At 60.2% G+C, this 21,545-nt stretch carries 17 protein-coding genes and 2 pseudogenes; 14 read left to right on the top strand and 5 right to left on the bottom strand.

Annotated elements, in window-relative coordinates; translation table 11 throughout:
- Positions 1-21 precede the first annotated feature (21 nt).
- Both ACP2YO_RS14295 and ACP2YO_RS14290 read left to right on the top strand, forming a co-directional pair.
- The gene (locus tag ACP2YO_RS14295) at positions 22-399 is read left to right on the top strand and encodes a helix-turn-helix transcriptional regulator (RefSeq protein ID WP_426441406.1); all 378 of its coding nucleotides are present in this window, start codon (positions 22-24) and stop codon (positions 397-399) included.
- Positions 400-487: 88 nt separating this feature from the next.
- A complete protein-coding gene (locus tag ACP2YO_RS14290; protein WP_426441405.1) occupies positions 488-1,696 on the top strand; it encodes a cytochrome P450 in 1,209 nt (402 codons plus the stop codon).
- A 670-nt stretch (positions 1,697-2,366) separates the two neighbouring features.
- Here the strand turns inward: ACP2YO_RS14290 and ACP2YO_RS14285 are convergent.
- Positions 2,367-2,618: a hypothetical protein gene (locus ACP2YO_RS14285; protein WP_426443554.1), complete on the bottom strand. Its 252-nt coding sequence runs from the start codon at positions 2,616-2,618 to the stop codon at positions 2,367-2,369.
- Between ACP2YO_RS14285 and ACP2YO_RS14280 the strand changes: the two genes are divergently transcribed.
- Positions 2,517-2,726 carry a hypothetical protein gene (locus tag ACP2YO_RS14280; RefSeq protein WP_426443186.1) on the top strand — a complete coding sequence of 70 codons (210 nt, stop codon included), beginning with the start codon at positions 2,517-2,519 and terminating at the stop codon, positions 2,724-2,726. The two genes, ACP2YO_RS14285 and ACP2YO_RS14280, sit on opposite strands and share 102 nt — an antisense overlap.
- A gap of 38 nt (positions 2,727-2,764) precedes the next feature.
- Here the strand turns inward: ACP2YO_RS14280 and ACP2YO_RS14275 are convergent, their stop codons facing one another.
- Positions 2,765-2,968 (bottom strand): hypothetical protein, encoded by a 204-nt coding sequence (locus ACP2YO_RS14275; protein WP_426441404.1) that lies wholly within the window; start codon positions 2,966-2,968, stop codon positions 2,765-2,767.
- A gap of 75 nt (positions 2,969-3,043) precedes the next feature.
- A complete protein-coding gene (locus tag ACP2YO_RS14270; RefSeq protein ID WP_426441403.1) occupies positions 3,044-3,238 on the bottom strand; it encodes a hypothetical protein in 195 nt (64 codons plus the stop codon).
- Positions 3,239-3,533: 295 nt separating this feature from the next.
- Here ACP2YO_RS14270 and ACP2YO_RS14265 point away from each other — a divergent pair.
- Positions 3,534-3,772: pseudogene (locus tag ACP2YO_RS14265) on the top strand (tyrosine-type recombinase/integrase); the annotation flags it as partial.
- A 79-nt stretch (positions 3,773-3,851) separates the two neighbouring features.
- On the opposite strand, the gene ACP2YO_RS14260 reads toward ACP2YO_RS14265, so the two are convergent.
- Positions 3,852-4,229, bottom strand: a complete 378-nt coding sequence (locus ACP2YO_RS14260) for a hypothetical protein (protein WP_426441402.1) — start codon at positions 4,227-4,229, stop codon at positions 3,852-3,854.
- A gap of 1,634 nt (positions 4,230-5,863) precedes the next feature.
- On the opposite strand from ACP2YO_RS14260, the gene ACP2YO_RS14255 reads away from it, so the two are divergent.
- The 7 genes from ACP2YO_RS14255 to tssG all read left to right on the top strand — a co-directional run bounded on the left by ACP2YO_RS14255 (position 5,864) and on the right by tssG (position 14,143).
- On the top strand, positions 5,864-6,643 hold the full coding sequence (locus ACP2YO_RS14255; RefSeq protein ID WP_426441401.1) for a Ulp1 family isopeptidase: 780 nt from the start codon (positions 5,864-5,866) through the stop codon (positions 6,641-6,643).
- An 829-nt stretch (positions 6,644-7,472) separates the two neighbouring features.
- Positions 7,473-8,996, top strand: a complete 1,524-nt coding sequence (gene tssA / locus ACP2YO_RS14250) for a type VI secretion system protein TssA (protein WP_426441400.1) — start codon at positions 7,473-7,475, stop codon at positions 8,994-8,996.
- Between the two features lie 30 nt (positions 8,997-9,026).
- The gene (tssB, locus tag ACP2YO_RS14245) at positions 9,027-9,518 is read left to right on the top strand and encodes a type VI secretion system contractile sheath small subunit (protein WP_426441399.1); all 492 of its coding nucleotides are present in this window, start codon (positions 9,027-9,029) and stop codon (positions 9,516-9,518) included.
- Between the two features lie 35 nt (positions 9,519-9,553).
- The gene (gene tssC / locus ACP2YO_RS14240) at positions 9,554-11,038 is read left to right on the top strand and encodes a type VI secretion system contractile sheath large subunit (protein WP_426441398.1); all 1,485 of its coding nucleotides are present in this window, start codon (positions 9,554-9,556) and stop codon (positions 11,036-11,038) included.
- Positions 11,039-11,050: 12 nt separating this feature from the next.
- Positions 11,051-11,446, top strand: coding sequence for a type VI secretion system baseplate subunit TssE (gene tssE, locus ACP2YO_RS14235; RefSeq protein WP_426441397.1), 396 nt, complete (start codon positions 11,051-11,053; stop codon positions 11,444-11,446).
- 7 nt (positions 11,447-11,453) lie between these two features.
- A complete protein-coding gene (gene tssF, locus ACP2YO_RS14230; protein ID WP_426441396.1) occupies positions 11,454-13,202 on the top strand; it encodes a type VI secretion system baseplate subunit TssF in 1,749 nt (582 codons plus the stop codon).
- Entirely contained in the window at positions 13,166-14,143 is a 978-nt protein-coding gene (gene tssG, locus ACP2YO_RS14225; RefSeq protein WP_426441395.1) for a type VI secretion system baseplate subunit TssG, read from the top strand. Before tssF ends, tssG begins: the two co-directional genes overlap by 37 nt.
- 844 nt (positions 14,144-14,987) lie before the next feature.
- On the opposite strand, the pseudogene ACP2YO_RS14220 reads toward tssG, so the two are convergent.
- Positions 14,988-16,345 (bottom strand): annotated as a pseudogene (locus ACP2YO_RS14220) (alpha,alpha-trehalose-phosphate synthase (UDP-forming)); the annotation flags it as partial.
- A 523-nt stretch (positions 16,346-16,868) separates the two neighbouring features.
- Between ACP2YO_RS14220 and ACP2YO_RS14215 the strand changes: the two are divergent.
- Genes ACP2YO_RS14215 through ACP2YO_RS14205 form a run of 3 tightly spaced genes read left to right on the top strand, consistent with a single transcriptional unit; the run spans position 16,869 to position 21,532 of the window.
- The gene (locus ACP2YO_RS14215) at positions 16,869-20,054 is read left to right on the top strand and encodes a DUF2169 family type VI secretion system accessory protein (protein ID WP_426441394.1); all 3,186 of its coding nucleotides are present in this window, start codon (positions 16,869-16,871) and stop codon (positions 20,052-20,054) included.
- Complete coding sequence (locus ACP2YO_RS14210) at positions 20,044-21,120, top strand: pentapeptide repeat-containing protein (RefSeq protein ID WP_426441393.1); 1,077 nt, start codon at positions 20,044-20,046, stop codon at positions 21,118-21,120. Before ACP2YO_RS14215 ends, ACP2YO_RS14210 begins: the two co-directional genes overlap by 11 nt.
- On the top strand, positions 21,032-21,532 hold the full coding sequence (locus ACP2YO_RS14205; RefSeq protein WP_426441392.1) for a DUF4150 domain-containing protein: 501 nt from the start codon (positions 21,032-21,034) through the stop codon (positions 21,530-21,532). The genes ACP2YO_RS14210 and ACP2YO_RS14205 overlap by 89 nt, the downstream gene beginning before the upstream one ends.
- Positions 21,533-21,545 lie beyond the last annotated feature (13 nt).

Here is a 21,545-nt window from a genome sequence, read left to right as displayed (position 1 = left end):
GAACGGCCGTATGGCTCACAAATGAAAGAGCGGGCTGAGCAGGGCCGCTTCAGCCCTCAACAAGTCGAGCGGCTCAGCAGCATCGCACCTGCCTTGGGTGCGGCCGTGGCGCGTCATTTCCAAGCACAGAGCCCGTCAGACCATAACCCCTTCGACAAGCTTGAACTTCTGTTCTCGACTTGCGACCCGCTGAGGCGGCTGACCCACTGCGAAAAGGAGGTGTGCCTGCGTATTCTCTCGGGCTTCACCTCCGAGGCGATCTCCGTCGACTTGGGAATCAGCCTGCAGTCGACATTCACTTATCGAAAGCGCGCCTACCGGAAGCTCGGCATTTCCGCTCAAAACGAACTGTTTACAATTGTGCTGCGTCTGCTGGCCTCGCCGCACCGTCTCAATTGAGTTAGCTTCGGTTTTGTCCCATTCTACAGGGACAGACGTTCAGAGCTCCCGATCCTACGCTTACGCCTAGAAAACCGAGGGCCACATCGTGAGCACCGCTCCCCATATAGACATTGACGTCCCTGCATTCTGGAACGATCCCTACCCCACCCTGGCCAAACTGCGGAAAGAGGCGCCGATCGCCTATGTGCCCCAGCTTGGGAGCACGCTGCTGTCCAGCCGCGATGACATCTTCGTTTCCGAGAAGCAGATCGACGTGTTCAGCTCTGAACAGCCGGATGGGCTGATGACCAAGCTGATGGGCCACAATATGATGCGCAAGGACGGCGAGGCGCACCTATCGGAGCGCAAGGTCTTCTTTCCCGCCATTTCGCCGAAAGCCGTGGCGTCCCATTGGATCGCCCAGTTCCAGGCACATGCCGATCGCATTATCGACGAGCTGCCCTCCTTCTCGACGTCCATTGACTTCATTCAGCAGTTCGCGCTGCCCTTCTCCGCGGAATGCCTGAAGTCTATCACTGGCCTTACGAACATGCGCTACCAGGACATGAATGCTTGGTCCCAAGGCATGATCGACGGGATCGCGAATTACATCGGCGATCCCGCAGTTGAGGCGCGTTGCCATGCGGCAACCGGCGGCATCGATGCGGCAATTGACGACATGCTCCCCGTTATCACCAAGCGCGCGGATAAGAGCTTGCTTGGCGTGATGGTCGCATCTGGAATGCCGATGGCGAGCGTGCGGGCGAACATCAAGCTCGCAATCAGCGGTGGACAAAACGAACCGCGCGACGCGATCGCCGGCACTGTCTGGGCGCTGCTCACCCATCCCGATCAGCTCGAGCTGGCGCGTAGCGGACAAATTCCATGGCTTCAGACGTTCGAGGAATATGCGCGCTGGATCTCGCCCATCGGGATGTCGCCGCGCCGGATTGCAAAACCTTGGACAATTCGGGACGTTGCGTTCGAGGTCGACGATCGCGTTTTCCTGATGTTCGGGTCCGCCAACCGCGACGAAAGATATTTCAATGATCCGGACCAGTTCGATATCCGCCGCGACGCGTCAAAAAGCGTCGCCTTTGGCGCGGGACCTCATTTCTGCGCCGGCGCGTGGGCGTCGCGGGCGATGGTCACGGATGTCGCGCTGCCGACGATCTTTTCTCGGCTGAGAAACCTCCGGCTTGCCGACGAGGAGTCCGTGCGCATCGGCGGCTGGGCCTTCCGAGGGCCTCTTACGTTGCCCATGAAATGGGATGGGGTGTTGCCCCGCCGCAATGTCGCAGTCAGCGCAGCATGATTACGAAGGGCGAACTCGTTGCTTCGAGACTCTCCGTGACAGAATGAAAGCTGTTGTTGTCTTGCGGCAGACCGCTGGCGGGTCCTTAGGCGCTGCCCCACAGCCGCCGTGTCGCCAAATCCGCGCCTGGCGCAAAGCTTTGAATTTCTCCCACACCACCGTGCTATGCACCTCGGTACGGTACAGCGCTTGCCATGAAAAGCCGCAATCGAAAGTGTCCCCAGGCAGCGCTGTACACTCCGCTTCCCGCGCGGTTTCGGAGCCGATACCGCCGGCTCCCCCCATGATAACGACAACCTTATCTTCAATATTGCTGCTCATGACCCGTTGTTCCATTCCAATGATGTGTCCATCGAGTAGCCCCTACAGGCTCTGCGCGCTATCCTTCAACAGCGCGCAGTCGCTGTTCGTTTTTTAACAATGGCAACCGCTTGCGGTTCGAGGCCTTCGAGCAGTCGGTTGTCATATCCTCGCGTGCGGGACGGAGCAGCATTGGGCTCTTTGTGGCGATCCTTCCGAAGCTGCCGGCTCGGCGTCCAGGCCTGGACATCGACCTCGCCTCGGACCTCCGTTCCGTCAGTTTGGAGAGAGACCAACATCGTGTTGCGGTTCGGGCGGCCGCAGGACGGCGATTTGATCGCGACACGTCTCGTGACCCTTGGGTTCGCTTCTACGCTTCGGCTAAATGGCGGAAGCTCATCGGGAAAAGGAATCCCCGGTCTTCGTCCGTTTCGACGAAGCGAGCGCGTATGTTCCCGATGCGGCACGGCTGATTAGACAGTTTTCTCGCGCTCGAATCTCCTTTCGGACGAACAATTACCTGGGCCACGCCGAGGCCGCCCGACAGGATGCGGGCGTCGCCTTGCTTCCGCATTTCATCGGAAGGCCAGATGATCGCCTCGACATCTGCGTTTTGGATCATGTCCCGCCTTCGCGGGAGCTCTGGATAGTCACGCGGCGGCACGACAGGATGCTGCGGCCTGTTGTTGAAGACCTTTCGCTGCGGCGATATTCGTCCAAGCGACTCTAGGCAGGATGCGCGTTAGGCGAGGGCTTCGGGGAATTGCTTCAGCGTCGCATGAGCGACCGCATTTTCGTAGTGATGCATGGCCGAACGGGGTAGAGGTCTGGTTCGCCGGGCATGGACGCTTCGATGATGTCCTGCCAACGCCCAAACCACACCATCACATGCATGGCCATCGAGTAGTAGCCTTCGAGGCTCGTCGAGAATTTTGGGCGTCCCTCGACGCTCAGCACCTCTTTCGTGATCATCCCGCGGAGCTTCGCGGCAGCGGCGGCCGCGTCCCCAAATTGCCGACGATAGGCATCGCAGCGGCACCGCGGCCTCTAACCTCGGCGAATTTTGATCGCCGGACCGTCTTTTGCCTCAGCGAGGAAGGCGGCGATATCGTATTTGAGATCTAATGCCTCGGGCATGGTGACGAGTTCGCCGGCGTCGGCAAGTTTCGACAAAAACGCGCGCATCGATTGCGCGGAAGCGATCCCCTCGTGCTTTACTTTGTCCTGCACGTGCAAATCCATCTCGCTTTTAATGTCTCATCCGGACGACTTCACGATATCGATCATATCGACCGGCGCGAGGTCTATCTGTCTGTCGGACAAAGCAGGGCATAGGTAAAAGCGAAGGTTCCTTGATACGGGAAACAGTTCGTCGTCTGAGGAGCGGAAGACGACTATCTCGCGGATGCCGGCAGAGGAACTTTCCTGGTGTCTTGCGATGAACGACTGAGGGTGGAGATTGCAGACGTGACACCCCGCGAAGCGGCGAAACAGGACGTGAGTCCATGAGGAGGAATTCGAACCGAGGTTTCGTTAGCGCGCCGGTATGCCGCAAGTGATTCCCTATGCTTTGCGGCACTCGAGCATCGTGCGCGGTCTCCGAAAGGGCTTGCCATCCAACAGGTCGCCAAACTGCACAACACTTCAGTCAAGATGATCGAGCGGCACTACGCGAAATACATTGCGACCGCCTTGGAAGACCTCGCAAGGGCGGCAGTCGTGTCCGTGGTGCCGCGGAGTGATGGAAACGTGGTGCCGATGGGAAAACGCGCGTAAGGGATCATCCTTTGAGCCATTCGCGGTCATTGCGGACGCATCAGACGCGCCTCTAACGCGGCTCCGACCATCTTGGCGACTAATCCGTTAGTAGCTTACTTTCCCGCGGCTTCTCGCGGATGCCAGACAGATCGACGGCGAAGGCTTGCGTCGCTGCGATCAGCACCTCGATTTCCCGCGAGGACCGGACCTTGTTGGGCTTCGCCAGCTCCTGCAGCAGTAACCCGTCTATGCCGGCCAGCATGAACCGTGAGAGATCGGCGCACCCCCTTGCATCGAGCTCGCCGGTTCGCGCAGCAACGCCTTGCAGGATGTCCTGATAGAGTTTGACGTAGGCATCATACTGGTAGCCCGCGAGCCCGGCCGCATCGTCGCGCCGGAGCGCGTACAAGGTGAGTTCATACTGCACGATCTGCAGATCGCGGGTCCGCGTGAGATAGCGCCAGCCGGCGCGCAAGGATTCGCGGATACAACCCGCGATGTCGGCGGTGTCGCCGGTTTTTTAGCTGCGGAATGCTTCCATTCCGCGAGAACCATTGCGTCCTCTGCCTGGTCGTTTCGCCGGCCGCTTGGCTGTCTTCACCATCTCAGTCTTGGTACCGAGGATATCGCGATCACCGGTTCGGGTTACCGATGATAGTTGGCGTCTTCCTACCTCGGCCTGTGCTCATGACGCACGCGGTGGAGTGTGGAATCTCAGACCCGCGTCGCTGCGCCTAACCAAATTCTTCAATTGCACGGGACTGGTTTACCGTTGCGCGAACAGCTCACCCTTGTCTCCGGTTGGGCCGGGAAAGTGCCACCGACCGAGCCCCCGACGTTCGGCGGCATCTTCGGCGGAGCTTCGGGAGCGCCCGAATACCACATCGATCCGCTAGTTTCCGGGGACAGGCTTCTTTTCAGGCGAAGTTGGCGGATCTCCGGCCCAGGCGGAGCTTGCGCAAAATCATGCCGGCTAACAAAGTATTCGCCAGTGGCTCTTCCCGAAGACCTCTGGCTCACCTCCGCGAGCTGCTTCAATTCAGTTGCTCGAAAGCGTTGGCGACTGTCAAGCATGGCTGGCTTCATGCCAGTACTGGTGAGGAACGTCATCGCGAGTTGAAGGACCAGGTCTTGCTGGCGGCTTCGCAGGTGGACGCGACATGGTCTCGACTTACCTAACATGGCGCTCCTGAATTGAGGCGTCTCTACCCGTTCGGAAAAGTGAGGCTTGCGTGAGCGAAATGTACGGGTGCGACCTTTGAAGGCGCGGCCTCGAATCGGCGCTATGTATATTTTCGTATTCTGTGAGTTGATTCAGCTCAAAGAAGCCGGTGCGGCCAAAGTGACAAAGTGCGTCCTACGGTCGCCGCTCCAATTGCATCACAAGCTTCGACCGAGGGTATCCGCGGCTATGAACTCCGAGAGCTCATTCCTTATCGCACGCAGACCACCCACCGGCGATCACTGACGTTGATAGTGCTCGGCATGGTGTGGACTCCAATCCGGCGCTCCAGCGCCGGATGTTCGAAGTTGATTGCCGCGGAGACTATGCCGCCTTCAATTTAACCAATCGCGGCGGATGGGACCTTTGGGAGGGCACAGCCAATGTCGCCATCGCAGTCTGCAAGCGGCCGGGCCATCCCCGCGACCTCCGGCCATCTTGAGCGACCGGGGCCTCATGGATCCAACGCGGCTTGGAGCCACTTGGACCTGCCGGCCCAGTTGTCACACCGCGCAGTCGACACACAGGCCGGCGTGCCGGCGGAGGACTTCCCACATGCGGAAGACTTCACACATATCGTCGGATTGGGGTGGGAGCATGGTTGCCAATCGGCCCCCGATGTTTTGATCGGTTCACTGAACAGAAAAGGCCTCCTGCCGACGTCACCGCTCCAGTCGGGAACACATTTTTACATCCATGGTCGGCCTTACACAACGAAGTTGGGGCAAGGAACAAGGGAGGCGACCCCAAACAGTCCGGGAGGACTTGGCGTCACGCTCATCCCTGGACTTGGACTCGAATCTCACGAGCCCGTAGGGGCAGGCATCGAAGGCTTCCCGGGTTATATGGGAAAGACATCGCCATCGATCAGGGCTGCGACGTCTGCGATGCCGACGAAGGATGCCAAAGGCGGTGGACTGTGGACGTGTTTTAAGTCAGCCTTTAGCAAAGCCCTCCGAGGAAGTCGTCGCGAAAAATCGTCCGGCCGTCTGGATCAACCGGATAAACCGGCCTTCGCATCGAGCATCCCAGTGCAGCCTGCGCTGCTGCTCCGCCGCACGGAGTGGCTGGGTGACGAGCATATCACGGCGGATTACACACTGCTCGAGGGGGAGTTGCAGAGGGACAATACGGATCTGGCCGCCTGCACGCGGCTTCTGCGGCCCGCACAAGCCCATCTGCTGGGTTTGACCCAGGACAAGAACGTCCAGCAGGAAACCTTGCAGGGGATCGTCAATGACGAGGATGGTAACGATACCGCTAGCTTCCTGTTCGTGCCAGTGAACAATGGCGGTGTCAGTAGCGACGGTACGCATTGGTCGCTGCTCCTCGTTGATCGCCGCAAGCCGGAAGGGATCGTTGCCTATCACTACGACTCCTCCCGGAAATCTTCTCACAGCGCCGGGGCAAAACAGCTTGCAGTCAAGCTGGGCGCTCGCCTCGAGACCGCCCGCATAACCCAGCAGGGGAACGGTTATGATTGCGGCGTCTTTGTGGTGGACGCCACACGGAGGCTGGCTGCTCGATTGGCGGAAGGACAGCGGCCTGATGGCGAGCCGCTTCACCTCGACAACCTCGTCGCCGATCGGCAGGCTCTCCGGGATCGACTTAGCGGTGGTAGCGCCGGATCTGACTTCCGGGTCGCGCGCGGACGGCCCAACTGGTGATCGATGACCCGACCGGGGCTCTTCGCCGGAACGCGCCTCATGTCCTTCGCGGCTTGGCGCACCACGATCCGCGCCAACTGAAGACGTCCCCAAATCCTCCGGTTCAGAGCGCATCCGCTCCCGGACCGACCTGATGCCTCGGTGAGCCTCGACGGCCGAAGAACCGGCTTCAACCAGGGGCTTGTCCTTGCGCTCAGTCGCATCAACTCCGGATCGGGAGGTCTTTGATTATCCAGAACTCACCATCGCTCATCATTTTCTCAATACTGGCTGCATCTCAAGTCGGAAGTGCGCTTAAAGTCGCGTGCGACATGAGATGTTCCAACGACGATCCATCGACGCACCGAATTGAAGATCCTCGCCTCATCTTCTTTCGACGTTTAGCGAGGCGAGCGCGCGCGACGCGGTTTGCCTGAGCCCAAGGCTCCTTGAGGCCAATAGCCAATAACGAAGCCGACCCAACAGCCACCGCCTTTGATGTCGGGTTTGCAACATGCTGTCGGGGCCAGACGCCTCCGATTGAGAAAATCGCTGCTGCAAATCAAGCCGTTGCAATTGGCACAAGGTTTGAAGGAGGTGAGAGTGAAACAGGGGCGTCATCCAGTACGCCTGTGCAAGGAGGGACAGTGGTGGCTTACAAGAGTGTTGCATCTCAGCTTGTTGTATGCGGCGGGTACGATGTTGGCTGTCCCAATGTCGCGATCCGTCACAATGCGCGGTCGCGTATGGCTGTGTCATAGTGATTGACTACTGGGTGATGGTTCGAGACGATATAAATTCGCGTGCGCGCCACGGTGCTGCGCCTGTGCCAGGCTCCGCGGCCGCCGGCATGAATGTCCGTGATACGGCCGAATTCGAACGACTCGAAGCCGAGGTGCGGCACATGGATGCCGACGGACCGGCTGCGGTCGATTGGAGCAAGGTCAGTACATTGTCGCTCCATATCCTGGCCAACCAGTCAAAGGACATTTTGGTCGCCTGTTGGGCGACCTATGGTTTGTTTCGGACCGGAGGATACCAGGGCCTTGCTGTCGGCTTAGGCGTTTTGCGCGGCATGGTGGACGCGCATTGGGAGGGGCTCTTTCCGCCGATCAAGCGGGAACGGGCGCGGGCCGGAGCGATCGATTGGCTCGTTGGTCGTGTTGAGCCAGCGGTCGCAGAGAACGCGCCGATCGAAACCGAGTATCCGGCAGTGCTCGCCGCCTATGAGGCGCTTGATGATCTCGATCGCCAATTGCGCGAGAAGCTGGTCAATGAGCAGACCGCTTTGGGCGAGTTATTGAGGGCGCTCAAACCGCATCACGAACGGGCCAAGCAAGCGATCGCCGCGGCGGCCGAACGTGCGTCTGAGGCGGCGGAAGATGCCGATGAGGTTGCGCCCGCACCGGCAGTGTCCGCTTCGCCGGTTGACGAGGTTCAACCGGCAGCGGCGGGGGTATCGCTACCGGCTCCTTCCTACGGCGACCGGGCCGGCGTTATCGACCACTTGCCTGATATGCTGCGGCAGGCTGCGGCCGCCCGGCGCGTCACATCGCCCACAGACCCAAAGGCCTATCTGCTCAAACGCCTCGGCTCTTGGCTGCGCTTTGATGCGCTGCCGCCCGATACAGAGGGCCGCACGACAATATTTCCACCCGCCGACAATATCGCCGCTTTGGAAGCAAAGATGGCCGCCGGTCAGCATGCCGACGTCGTGAATCTGGCCGAAGAGATCGTCTGGACGGCACCATTCTGGCTTGACGCTCACCGGCATGCTGCCAGGGCGCTGGAGAAAATGGGACCGCTCTTTGAGCCAGCGGCCGCGGCGGTGCGCGCGGGCGTCGCCCTGCTGGTCACACGCTATCCGCGAATTCTGGAGTGTCAGTTCAACGACGGCCGGCCGTTCGCGGACGAGGACACTCGTGCTTGGGCCGCCGTGGGTGGTGTGGACGTATCGACGGGCTGTGATCCTGTCGACGAAGCGGTTGCCGAGGCACACAGGCTGATCGGCGGCGGGCAGCCGCAGGCTGCACTTGAGAAGCTGTCGCAAGCGCAGAATGGCGCGACCGGAGGCCGCGCGCGGTTCGTCGGCCAGCTTGCACAAGCGCGTTTCTGCATCAAAACCGGCTTCATCACGACCGCCATCCCGCTGCTGGAGCACATGGAAGAGGTCATTGCCGAGCGCAACCTTGAAAGCTGGGAGCCTGCGCTCGCGCTCGATGTCGCCGAATTGCGCTTTCGCGCGATGACCCATTCCGATTCGCAGCAGATGATTGACGAGCCTCGCCGTCGCGCCGCGCTCGAGCAGATCCGAATGCGGGTCGCAGGCATCGACATCGCACGCGCGAGCCAGCTTGATCGCCAACTGATCTAGTACCGGAACGAAGTCTCAACAGGAGCTCATATGGCACAGGAAAGCTCGGTCGCTCCGAAGGAGCGCATCAATATCCGCTTCAAGCCGGCAACCGGCAACCTGAAGGAGGATGTCGAGCTGCCGCTCAAATTGTTGGTTCTGGGCGACTTCACCGGACGGGTTGATGACCGCCCGATCGAGGCGCGCGAGCTCGTCAATATCGACAAAGACAATTTTAACGAGGTTCTCAAGAGCCAGGAACTGACTCTTCATGTCTCCGCTGAGAATAGGCTCGAGGACCAGCCCGGGGCCGGCAAGCTATCGGTGTCGCTGACGTTTGAGAGCCTGAAGGACTTCGAACCCGAGCGCGTCGCGCAGCAAATCCCTGAATTGCGTGCCCTGACCGAATTGCGCGCAGCCCTGATCGCCCTGAAGAGCCCGCTCGGCAACGTGCCTAGTTTCCGCAAAGCCATCCAGAATCTGCTCGAGGACCACGGCGCGCGGCCGCGGCTCTTGAGCGAGCTCACCAGCAAGAGCGAGTGAGCGGATCAACCAATTGTTTTGAGGACGAGGTCACCATGACCGACACAAGTGCGCAGCAGCTGGCCGAAGTCGCCACCTCGACCACTGACCTTTCGCTGCTGGATCAGGTCCTTATCGAAACCAGGATCACCCCGCGCGACGAGGAGTACGATCTCGCCCGCCGGGGCGTCGCAGCTTTCCTCGCCGAGCTCATCAAACCGAGCCGGGCCGACGAGCAGGTCAACAACGCGCTCGTCGATCAGATGATCGCGGAGATCGACGGCAAAATCTCGGCTCAGCTCGACGATGTGCTGCACACGGATGAGTTCCAGCGGCTCGAGTCGGCCTGGCGCGGGCTTAAGTTCATGGTCGACCGCACTGATTTTCGTCAGAACATCAAGGTGGAAATCCTCAGCGTCAGCAAGGACGAACTGCTCACCGATTTCGAGGACAGCCCTGAGATCGTCAAGTCCGGCCTGTACAAGCAAGTTTACACCGCAGAGTACGGCCAATTCGGCGGCCAACCCGTCGCTGCCATGATATCGGCCTACGAGTTTGGCAGTGGCAGCCAGGATGTTAAGCTGATGCGGTACATGAGCGCAGTCGCCGCCATGTCGCATGCGCCAGTCATCGCCTCTGCTGCACCCGACATGTTCGGCGTCGAACGTCATGAGGAGATCGCGGGTCTGAAGGACCTGCAATCGGTGTTCGAGGGACCCAAATACGCCAAGTGGGCATCGTTCCGCGAAAGCGAAGACGCTCGCTATTTCGCTCTGACGCTCCCGCGCTTCCTGCTGCGCTTGCCTTATGGCCCAGAGACGGTCCCGCTGAAGGCGTTCAATTACCAGGAGGCCTCAGACGGCAAAACCAACAACTACCTGTGGGGCAATGCCGCATTTGCGTTTGCGACGCGGCTGACCGAAAGCTTCGCCAAATATCGCTGGTGCCCGAACATCATCGGCCCTCAGTCGGGCGGGGCGGTCGAGGACCTCAATCTGCATACCTATGAGGCGATGGGGCAATTGCAGACCAAGGTGCCGACGGAGGTTCTCATCTCGGATCGGCGTGAGTTCGAACTTGCCGAGCAGGGCTTCATCGCGCTGACCATGCGCAAGGGCGCCGACAATGCCGCTTTCTTCTCGGCAAATTCGGTACAGAAGCCGAAATATTTCGGGAACAGTCAGGAAGGCAAGGCGGCCGAGCTCAACTACAAGCTCGGCAGCCAGCTACCCTATATGTTCATCATCAATCGTTTCGCACACTACATCAAAGTGTTGCAGCGCGAGAATATCGGCTCGTGGAAAAGCAGGGAAGAGTTGCAGGGCGAGTTGAACAACTGGATCCGCCAGTATGTCGCCGATCAGGAGAATCCGTCGGCAGAGGTGCGCTCGCGGCGGCCTTTGCGAAAGGCGGAGATCATTGTCGAGGACGTCGAAGGTGAACCGGGCTGGTATCGCGTCGGCATCGCCGTCGTACCACACTTGAAGTACATGGGCGCGGATTTTGCTTTGACGCTCAAAGGTAAACTTGACAAGCAATAAAGGTGGTGGGTCATGTTCGATCGTAGCCTTATGGAGCGCTTGGAGGACGGGACGGCGACCAATCAGGGGTCGTTCGACCGTTTCCGAGCAAGTGTCCTGGAGAACTTACGTCGGGTTCTAAACTCGCGGCAGGGCTGCTGCGAAACACGGCCGGACTTCGGGATGCCCGACCTCAACGAGGCGGGCGGGCGGGGAGCCGAGGCGGTGCGGGCGCTCGCCCGTTCGCTCAAGCAGCAGATCGAGGCGTTTGAGCCGCGCTTGAAGAATGTTTTGATCCGCTTTCATGCTGATCCCGACAACCCGCTGCAGCTCAGATTCCAGGTCAACGCGACGCTCGATTATAACGACCACATTGAGCCTGTCTCCTTCGATGCCATTTTCGAGAAGCACGTTCGGGTGAGGGGCTGAGGCGGCGGTGGCCATTAATCCCTATTACGAGGATGAGCTGTCCTATTTGCGCGAGCTCGGCGCCGACTTCGCTTTAGCCAATCCGAAGCTTGGGCCCTTTCTCGGCCGGGATGCCACTGATCCCGACGTCGAGCGGTTGCTCGAAGGCTTCGCCTTCCTTGTCGCGCGGCTGCGGCAAAAGCTCGACGACGAGTTTCCCGAATTCGTCCATGGTCTGTTGCGGATGGTATGGCCGCAATATCTTCAAGCCCTGCCGCCCGTTACAACTCTGGCCTTTGCCTTGAAGTCGTCGGCGAGCGCCGCGAGCCTGAGCGTGCCGGCCGGCACGAGCGTCCGCTCGCGTCCAGTTGAAGGAACGAGCTGCACGTTTGTCACCTGCTACTCAATTGACGTGCTGCCGCTGGAGATCAATGACGTTCAGCTCGAGAACCGGACGAACTCCGCTCGCCTTACTCTGGGTATCAAAGCAACTGGCCAGCAAAACCTGTCATGTCTCAAAAATGGTCGGCTCCGCCTCTTCTTCTCGACCGAGCGAGAGCCGCAAGTGGGGCGCTGCCTTCTGGCCTGGCTGGGCCGTCACGTCTCGCAAGCAACTGTCACCGTGACGGATCGACAGGTCGCCACAATCGGCCCAGCACAGATCACGCCAGTTGGCCTCAGCGACGACGAGGCAGTTTTGCCCTGGCCACGCAACGCCTTCTCAGGATTCAGGATCATTCAGGAGTATCTGAGCTATCCGTCGAAATTTCTTTATGTCGAACTGTCTGGTCTCGAGCCGCTCACAGCCCACACGGAGACTGAGTGCAGGCTCAGCCTCGAGTTTCTGCGCCCGTTCCCCGCGCAGATGCGCCTGGGCAAGGGCCAGATTTGCTTGAACTGCACGCCGGCAATCAACGTCTTCAGCCACGAGGCCTTGCCGATTCGCTTCAAGCGGGCGAAGACCGAATACCGCGTGCTTGCGTCGGGAGGGCCGAACTTTTCCATCCGTTCCGTCGATCGTGTGACCGGCTATGTGCAAGGCCGGCCTGAACGCACCGAGTTCGAGCCATTCGAGCTTTTGCGCCACGACCTGCCCGGCGCCGAGCGCAATCGAGCTTACTTTCGCGAGCGTATCCGGCCAGCGGTGGTCGGCCGGGGCATCGATCATTATGTGAGCTTCGTTGATCGGCTCGACATCGGCCAGCATCCGCCGATCGACGTCGCATCCCTGCAATTGACCTGCTCCAACGGCCCCATCGCCGACCGGTTGCCAGTTGGTGGCGTGGATCTCCCGACCTCTGATACGCCTCGCTCAGTCACGTTCTCCAACATCACGGCGGTCGTTGCAGAAGTGCCGCCACCGATCAATGATGGCTTATTGCGGCGGCTGACGGCCAACCTGGCGCGCAATTACGGCGCCATGGTCAACGTAGATACGCTGCGGACCGTTCTTGCCAGCTACGAATTCCGTGCGGTCTACGACGTTCAGGCGCGTCGCCGCCTGGAGTTGTTGCTCGAAGGCCTCGACCAGTTCGTGACCACGGACACTGACCACGTGGTACGCGGCGCGCCGATCCGAATGCGAAATATCGAATTGGCCGTGATCGACAGCAAGATCGGTGGTGATGGTGAATTGTTCCTGTTGGGTTCGGTGCTTGACGCCTTCTTTGCGACCTTCGCCGGCATGAACATGCTGCACCGGTTTTCGGTCCGCGGCACGGAAAGCAACGCACACTACATATGGCCAGCGAGAATCGGATCGATCACCCCATTCTGACCGAGCTCGATGAGCTTTCGGCTTGCGGGTTGTTCGCGCTCGCTGCGCTTCTTGAGCGGCGCTTCAGCGACGCTCCCCCGATCGGATCCACCGACGATCCCGAGCGTGAAGCGGTGCGCTTTCGCGCGGCGCCGACGCTTGGCTTTCCTGCCGAAGAGATCGCGGAAGTCAGACGAGTGAAGGCCGCCGGCGAGCGCGTGGAGGTAAACGTCAATTTCCTCGGGCTGCACGGCCCCTCCTCGCCGCTGCCGCCCTTCTACACCGAGCGGGTCATGCACGCGGACGGTATGGGATCGCTCGGCGATTTTTTTGATTTCTTCAATCACCGTCTGATTGGCCTGCTGCCGCGGATCTGGCGGTACTACCGCCACCATTTGCGGTTCGAGGAGGGCGCAACCGACGCGATCTCGATGCTGATTGGTGCGCTCTTTGGGCTCATGCCCGGGGACGACACGGCCAAGGAACGGGAATGGCGGGGGCGGCTGCTGCCTCATGCCGGTGTCCTTGCATTGTGCAGCCGGTCGGCCAAGCTTGTGGCCGGCGTCATTTCTAGCCATCTGAACATTTCAGCCCGAGTCGAAGAATTCATCTGGCGCGAGATCGACATTCCACCGCAGGCACAGTGGCGCCTTGGCCGGTCAGGTCTTGAACTCGGCGTTGACACCCTTGCTGGCGAAACCATGCCGGACATGGTGGGCAAATTCCGGCTTTGCCTCGGCCCGGTCAACCAGCAGCAGTTTCGATCACTGCTGCCCAGTTGCGAGACCTACGTCACCCTCTGCCATTTCATTAACGTCATTCTCCGCGAGCCTTTGGCATGGGATCTACAGCTGGAATTGGCGCCCGGAGAGACGCCGGAATGGACTCTGGGGGAAGGAGAATTGGGCTGGACTACATCGATCGAGCCGCCCAAAGGAACCGGAAGCTTTGTTCTATTGTGATTGTCTTCGAGTTTCTTGCGTATGGTGCGGAGCTGACGCTAGCGTAACTCGTTCAAGTCGAGCGCCACGCCGTTGCGCCAGGCTACTGCCGACACCGTCTCGCCCAGCTCGAAACTCTCCTCGATGATCCGCACAGCTTCGCCTCCGTCGACCAACACCACCGGCGTAGGAGTGGCCAGGACTACCTAACGTTGCCGGGGCGGCGCGTCCCTACATTCATATCCACGAATCTTTCGATCAATCCAACGTTCAACGCCCAGAAGCCGCAAACTGCCTCTTGTCGATTGATCCCTTAATGTCGGCCTCATAGAAGCTCCCCCTCGCGAGCCAGATGCTCGGCAAGGAATCACAAGTGATTCTTTCGGCTCAAGATTTCGCCGATCAGCCGGGCTAACCAGAGCGCTCAAAGTTATGGGCAATAGAGGAAAAGCTTTAGGGACGATTTGCAGTCCGGACGAGCTGTTCAGCCGCCCTTAAGCCGAGGTATGAGAATAACATTGACACCCAGCGGATTGTTAGGGGTCACCTCCCTGATCCCTGCGGCCAACTGCGCCATGTAGGGACGGCCGTGGATGTAAAAATCAGTCGTCGGCAGGAATGGCTCCGGGAAGGCGCCCATTCCATTCAGCGCGCCGAGCAGGATATCCAGGGCCGGCGGGGGACCGTGGTTCCAGCCCGTGCTTACGATATGCGAGAAATCATCATGTAATCTCCTAGCCCGCACATCGAACGCTGGACGTGATAACTGCCACGGCGGGTCCAAGTGGCTCGCACCGCCGGCTAATTTCCCCTCGACCTTCCGTTTCGAGCCGAAGGGCTCCCGCGCATCCCGCGCGCTCTGTCCCGCGAGTTTCTCGGTCCGAATCTTCTCCAACTCCGCAATGAAGTCCGCGGTCCATTGCTGGATGGGATACGCTCGAAGCGCAACCATCATGTCGTGCCAGCGCGAGGTGCGATCGGTAGGCGACATTGAAAATGCCGCCGAAATCTTGTCTGCTATATCATCGATGTTGTTCGGATCGACGAGCAGCGCCCCCTCCAGCTCTTTGGCAGCGCCGGCAAATTTCGACAAAACCAGCACGCCGGGATCACTCGCATCTTGCGCGGCGACATGTTCCTTCGCTACGAGATTCATCCCGTCACGCAACGGGTTACCACGCCGACGCGTGCGGCGCGGTAGAGACCCGCGAGCACGGCCTGACTCACAGGCTTCGTCTCGTAACGGATCGGCTTCCAGGTATCCGCACCATGGCGTGCGTTGACATCGTCGACGAGAGCAGCGACATCGTTCTGATAGGCTCTGTAGCTCTCGATGCTGGATCGCGAGGGGGTGGCGATCTGCAAAAGCGAGATGCTGCCCGGCTTTTTGTTCAAAAGGCGATCGAAAGCCCGGACGCGACTGTCGAGACCCTTGGTGTAGTCGAGCCGGTCGACGCCGATGGCGAGCTTCTCACGATCGAGACCATCCATTAGCGACGCGACATCGGCATTCGAACCCGCGTCTGCAGCATCTTGTGCGAATTTCTCTGTATCTATGCCGATCGGAAACACTCGGCATCTGGTTACGCCACCACTGCGAGAGATCACAAGGCCGTCTTCGCTGGGTGTGAGCCCGAGATCGGCACGGACACAGGCAAGGAAATTCTGCCGGTCCTCGTCCGTCTGAAAGCCTACCAAATCATACGCAAGCATCAATTCGGTCAATTCGCGATGATGCGGCACCAGTTGCACGTCGGGCGCCGGCCATGGCGTGTGCAGGAAGAAACCGATCGGCCGGTCGACGCCCCGATCACGCAGCTCAGCGCCGAGCGTGAGGAAATGATAATCATGCACCCAGAACGCATCTCGCGCCCTATGCTCGAGCAGCGCGTCCGCCATGAGGGCGTTGATTACACGGTAGCTGTCATAATCGCCTTCCGAGAAGCAGATCCGGTCTGTCAGCGAATGCAACGCCGGCCATAGTTGCGAGTTAGCAAAGCCCTCATAATATCGGCGATAGTCCTCGGCAGGCAGATCCACCCTCACGAGCTTGCCTCCGCCGAGCGCCATGACGGACGTTTCAGCCTCCAAAGGGCGCGATGGCCCTACCCAAATTGCTCCGGATTGTCGCACCACGGGAACCAGCGCCGCCTCAAGCCCGCCTGTCTTGGGTTCATTGACGTCGCTGCCGGCAACCCGGTTCGACACGACGACAAGATTCACAAGTCACCCCTTCTCGTCTGATCTGCCGTTTAGCTAGGCGTTCGATCAATTTGCCACGCTTGATCACCGAAGATTTGCGACCCGACGCCTGACCGGCCTCGACGATTTCATGTGCGCTTTGTCGACTGTTAATAGATCCAGCGACCCGCCTCGAATAACGGGCGTGCCACGTAGGCCCTCGATGACCTGCAAGACAAATGTGGCCACTCCGGCGCCGAGCGCGCCAACAACTTTCGGCTACCGAGGGCAGCTTTCCCAAGGAGAACGAAGCACCGATTTTCTGCAGACAGAAGGGCTTGTACTCTTCGGCGAGCCGCCCCCCTACGCGATCCTCTGGCCGCTCGAGCGGCCTGCGAGCCGATGAATCCGCAGGAGCAAATCGCGGCTGTCTCTCGATTAACCGTTGCGATGCGGAGCGACCATTTACGCGACGCCGAGCCGAATTGCTGCCTACCTGACTTGGTATGCGACACAAAGGCGCGTTCCGCATGGTGGATCGAACGTGCGTCACAGTCGAGAGATATTGGTTGAAAACGAATTCGTCTCGGTAGGTCTCATGCCCATTCTGGTAAAGCCGCGCACATTGGGTCTGTTGACCAAATACGAGCGTCGTCCCCCCGGAACCAGCCTCATCATTTCGGTCTTCGCGATGTTCGACCTCGCCAACCCGGGCGCCGACCGTCTGCAAGGCGAGCAGGAGCTTTGGGTGATGGCGGCGAAGGAGCTTCCGCCCGGCACCTCTCTCGACATCGGCATGCCCAAGCCGCAAGCGGAGGTGCTTATCGGCGGACATGCGGCGGCACCTGAGGGACGGATAACCGAGCGCATGATGTTGGGCTTTGCACTCGGACCGATTCGGAAGCATCTTCAGGTGACTGGCGACCGCTATTGGCAGATGACCGGCTCCGGCTGGCGACCGACAGCGGTGCAACCGTTCCAGCAAATGCCGCTGACGCGGCAACGCGCGTTTGGCGGGCCCGGCTGCGCGGCGAACCGGACGGGTACCGGCCATGAGGCTCTCCGCCGCAGCATGGCCGGCGAACTGGTGGCCCTGCCCAACATAGAAAACCCCGAGCACGCGATTCAGTTCATCGACACGATCGCACCGCCCGCAACCTTCGGACCAATCGCGATTGATGATAAGGAACGCCTGCAATACGCGGGAACTTATGACACCGCGTGGTTGAAATCAGTTGCCCCTGCTCTGGCGAGCGATGCCGATCCGCGGCTTTTTCTGTTCGCTCCGCCAGACCAGCGCCTGAGTGGCTTCATCAGCGGCGGAGAACGTTACGTGCTGCAGAACTTCTCCGCCGCGCATCCGTTAATCGAGGGCCACCTGCCGACCTTGCGCGTGCGCTGCTTCGTTGGCTGGAGCGATGCGACGCGTGGCGTCACGGAACTACCGACGCGCATCGATACCCTGTGGCTGTTCGCAGGAGCCTGCCGCGGCGTCATGATCTACCGCGCCGCGATCGCCGTGCAGGAATTAGACGGCAGTGACGTTGGCGACATTATGGTCGCTTACGAACAACAAGGCGAGCCAGCGCGGCCGTTAGATCATTATCTGAATGTCCGACAGCTGCGGCTCGACCCGACGAGCGCCCCACGCCATGCCTTTTCGGAGCACCAACTTGCCCCCGAGATTTCGGTTGCCGAACGCGAGCGCCGCTCAGCGCGGCGTCGCCAATTGGCCGAACAGCGCGCAGCGCGGCAGCTGGCCTCCATGCGCTGGGCGCTCGAGCAAGAGTTCGCGGGCATTGAGCTTCCACCTTCGCTGCGTCCGACGATCGAGATACCGTCGATCGAACCGTCAAGCATTCCGGAATTGTTGCCGGAGGAACTCGATAGTGGCGAGATCGAATTGGCCGAGATCCTCGACGCCTTGGAGACGCTGCAGGCGAAGGCAGAATTCGATGTCGACAAGCTTGACGCCCAATGTCAACCCATACGTGCCGCCTATGAAAAGATTGCCGGTGGAAACGCCGCATCAAGCGACATCGACGCCCTGCTTGCCGCGATCTCTTCCACTGACGCTGCGCAGTCGATGGACGCAAGCTTTGAGCAGGCTCCGCCACTCCCTGCGCTGCCGGACACTGATCCGGCCCTCATCGGCGTTATCGAAGACAAGCTCGCGCGGGCGAAAAACTGGCGTGGCGAGATCCTTGGCGCGGCACCGCAACCGCTCGACGAGCAAAAACAATTCGAACTTGCACATGCTCGTTTCTTTAACTTGGCGGCTGGACGACCGCTCGAATCGATGCGCAACGCGATATCGGATAACGCCTTTTCACTTCCCGATATTCCGGCGCTGGTGCTGCCGGAAGAAGCCCGGAGCGTCACCGCGGAGGCGCCGCCGCACCTGACCATTGACGAGATCCTGGCGCAGATCGAGGCCTCCGGGACGCCGCCCGACGCCACCCGACGAGCGCGTAAGGCGCTTGCCGATGCTCAAGCGGCGCTCAGAAGAGCCATTCCTGCGCTACCGTCCGATAACGGCGCGCCGTTCGGGGCCTTAAGTGCGCCGCATCAAACGGCCAGTGCTGATGAACCCGAAGCACAGATTGCCGCGGCGAAGATCGAGTCTACGAAAGCATTGACGGTGCTGCGGACCGAGATCGACAAAGCGGAAGGACAATTGGCAGCCGGCATGGCCGCGGCAAGGCTCGCCTCACCGAAGCCGCTCAAGCCGGAAACGGCGCTGGCACCAGCTGTCGCACGCGCGCTGGGCGATCTGGTGGAAGAGGAGTTCCGGCGTGGCGGCAGTGTTGCCGGTCGGGATCTCGCCGGTGCCGACCTCTCCCGGCGGCGATTCGCGAATGCGGACTTCTCCGGCGCCTTCCTTGAACGCGCGAACCTGAACGGGACCAACCTGACCGGTGCAAAGCTGATGAAGGCCGCACTAACCGGCGCGACGCTCATCAATGCTGATTTAAGCGCGGCCGATCTCACCGAAGCCAATCTGGGTGAAGCCGACTGCCGCGGAACGCGTTTCGCGGGCAGCCAACTTGTGCGCACCAATCTTCTCGGCGCGCGCATGGTGGGCGCATGCTTCGACCAAGCGCGCCTTGCCGAGCTTCAGGTTTTGCGGGTACCGATGATCGGGGCAACCTTCCGCCGTGCGCAAATACAACAATGCTCCTTCATTAGAGCCGCCCTCGACAACAGCGTTTGGGAGAACGCGATCCTTGAGCGCGGACAGTTCATGGATTTATCGTTATCCGGCGCGAATTTTGCTGGCGCACGACTCGAGCAGACCTGCTTTCTCAAGGTGGGGGCGCCTCAACTCGATCTCAGAAGCTCGCAATTTGACCAAGTCAGCTTCATCGGCGACATCAATCTACGCGACGCCCACTTCGGCCGCAGCAGCGGCGAGGCGCTCTCTTTTCAGGCGACCGACCTTAGCGGCACCGACTTCACCATGGCTCGACTGAACGGTGTATATTTCGGCAAGTCGACGCTGGCGCGCGCCACCTTCCGAATGACATCGCTGAAACGCGCCGTCTTCACCGGCAACGATCTGCGCGGCGCCGACTTCTATGCCGCCAACCTGCTCGAGGCACATCTCAATCAGGCCGACCTGACCGGCGCCAGCCTACGCCATGCAAATCTCTACGGCGCCGACCTGATGGATGCTGCTTTGGCCGCGACCGATTTGAGCAACGCAAATATCGACCGCACCGTCCTGATGGTCACGCGCCATGCCAATTGATCTCTTTCTGCAGTCGATCGCCCATAAATTACCGGTACGCGACGCCAATCTCGATGGCCAGACGCTATCCGGGCTGAGCCTGAACGATGGCGTTGTGCTGAGTTCTTCTTTTCGCAACAGCCACTTCACGGGTGCCCGCTTGACTGGCATGACGTTTCAGGATTGCGACCTCAGCGGCGCGTCCTTCGCCGACGCTTGTCTTGAAAAGTGCATATTCGTCGGTTGTCGCGCTGGCGGATCCGACTGGCAGGCGGCGCGCTTCACCCAATCGACGTTCATGTCATCGGATTTCAGGCATAGCGACTTCAGCGAGACGCGGTTCAGCCAGACGACAGCGATGCGTTGCGCGTTGGCCCACAGCCTCTTGCGCGGGGCGACCCTATCTCAAAGCGCTCTCATGGATTGTGGGTTGGCCGAAGTCGTGCTCGACAGCGCCACGCTGACGAACGCAGCCATAACTCAGGCCGATTTGCGTAGTGCACAGGTCACGGGACTTCGTTGCGACACGATCCTTTTCTCGGAATGCGATCTGTCGGAGCGGGATCTCTCCGGGCTGAAGCTTGCGCGAGCGAACCTGAGTGGCGCCAAGCTGAACCGCACAAACCTGTCCGGAGCCGATCTCTCCGGTTCGGTATTGGCGGGTGCGAGCCTCGTGGGCGCTGATCTCTCCTGCGCTACCGCTCCGAACGCGCTGTTTGTGCGGGCTAACCTGCGAGCCGCAAGGCTCCGCAATGCCGATTTGACGCAATGCATCTTCGAAGAAGCGAGCCTCGACGGCTGCGATCTTTCGGGCACAAAATTGGGAACGTCCGTTTTCACGCGTGCATCGGCCAAGTTTGCCTTGTTTGCCCGCGCCGACATGTCCTACGCGCTAATGCACCACGCCAAGATTGATGGCAGCGACTTTTCCGGCGCGCGCTTTCTGCGCACTGACTTTCATTGCGCGTCGACTGAAGGCACTCTGTTCGTGGGCCAATATGGGAGTGCCCTGCAAACCGTGCCGGAACGCGCCGTCGCCGAACTCTACGATGCAAGCCGCGTCATTCCTCTCAACGGAGCAGGCTAGACAGATGACTTTTGTCAATTCAAGTGGCCCGATGTCGGCGGAGGATCATGCGTTTCCCGACGTCTGCAACACGCCATCCGGTCCCGCCGTCGTGCCTACCCCCTACCCAAACGTCACTCTGAACACGACGGCTATTCCCACGCAGTCCCGGTGCCTGATCATGTGTATGCCTGCACACAACATGACGACCGAGCGCGCGACATCGATGGGTGATAGCGCAGGTGTAGCCCTCGGCGTCATCTCTGGCCTTGTCATGGGTCCGGGCCGTGCCAAGGCGGGGTCGGACAATTTGTCAATCGGCGGATCACCGGCAACCAAAATGGGGATGCCGACCAAGCAGAATGGTGCCAACCCGAACGCGTTCGGACTTTCGATATCGCCTTCTCAAACCCGCTTGACGGCGCAGCGCTAAGGTGCCGACAGCC

The sequence above is a fragment of the Bradyrhizobium genosp. P genome, from assembly GCF_049949265.1.
Taxonomy (GTDB): Bacteria; Pseudomonadota; Alphaproteobacteria; order Rhizobiales; family Xanthobacteraceae; genus Bradyrhizobium.
This window is presented reverse-complemented; position numbering and strand designations above follow the sequence as displayed.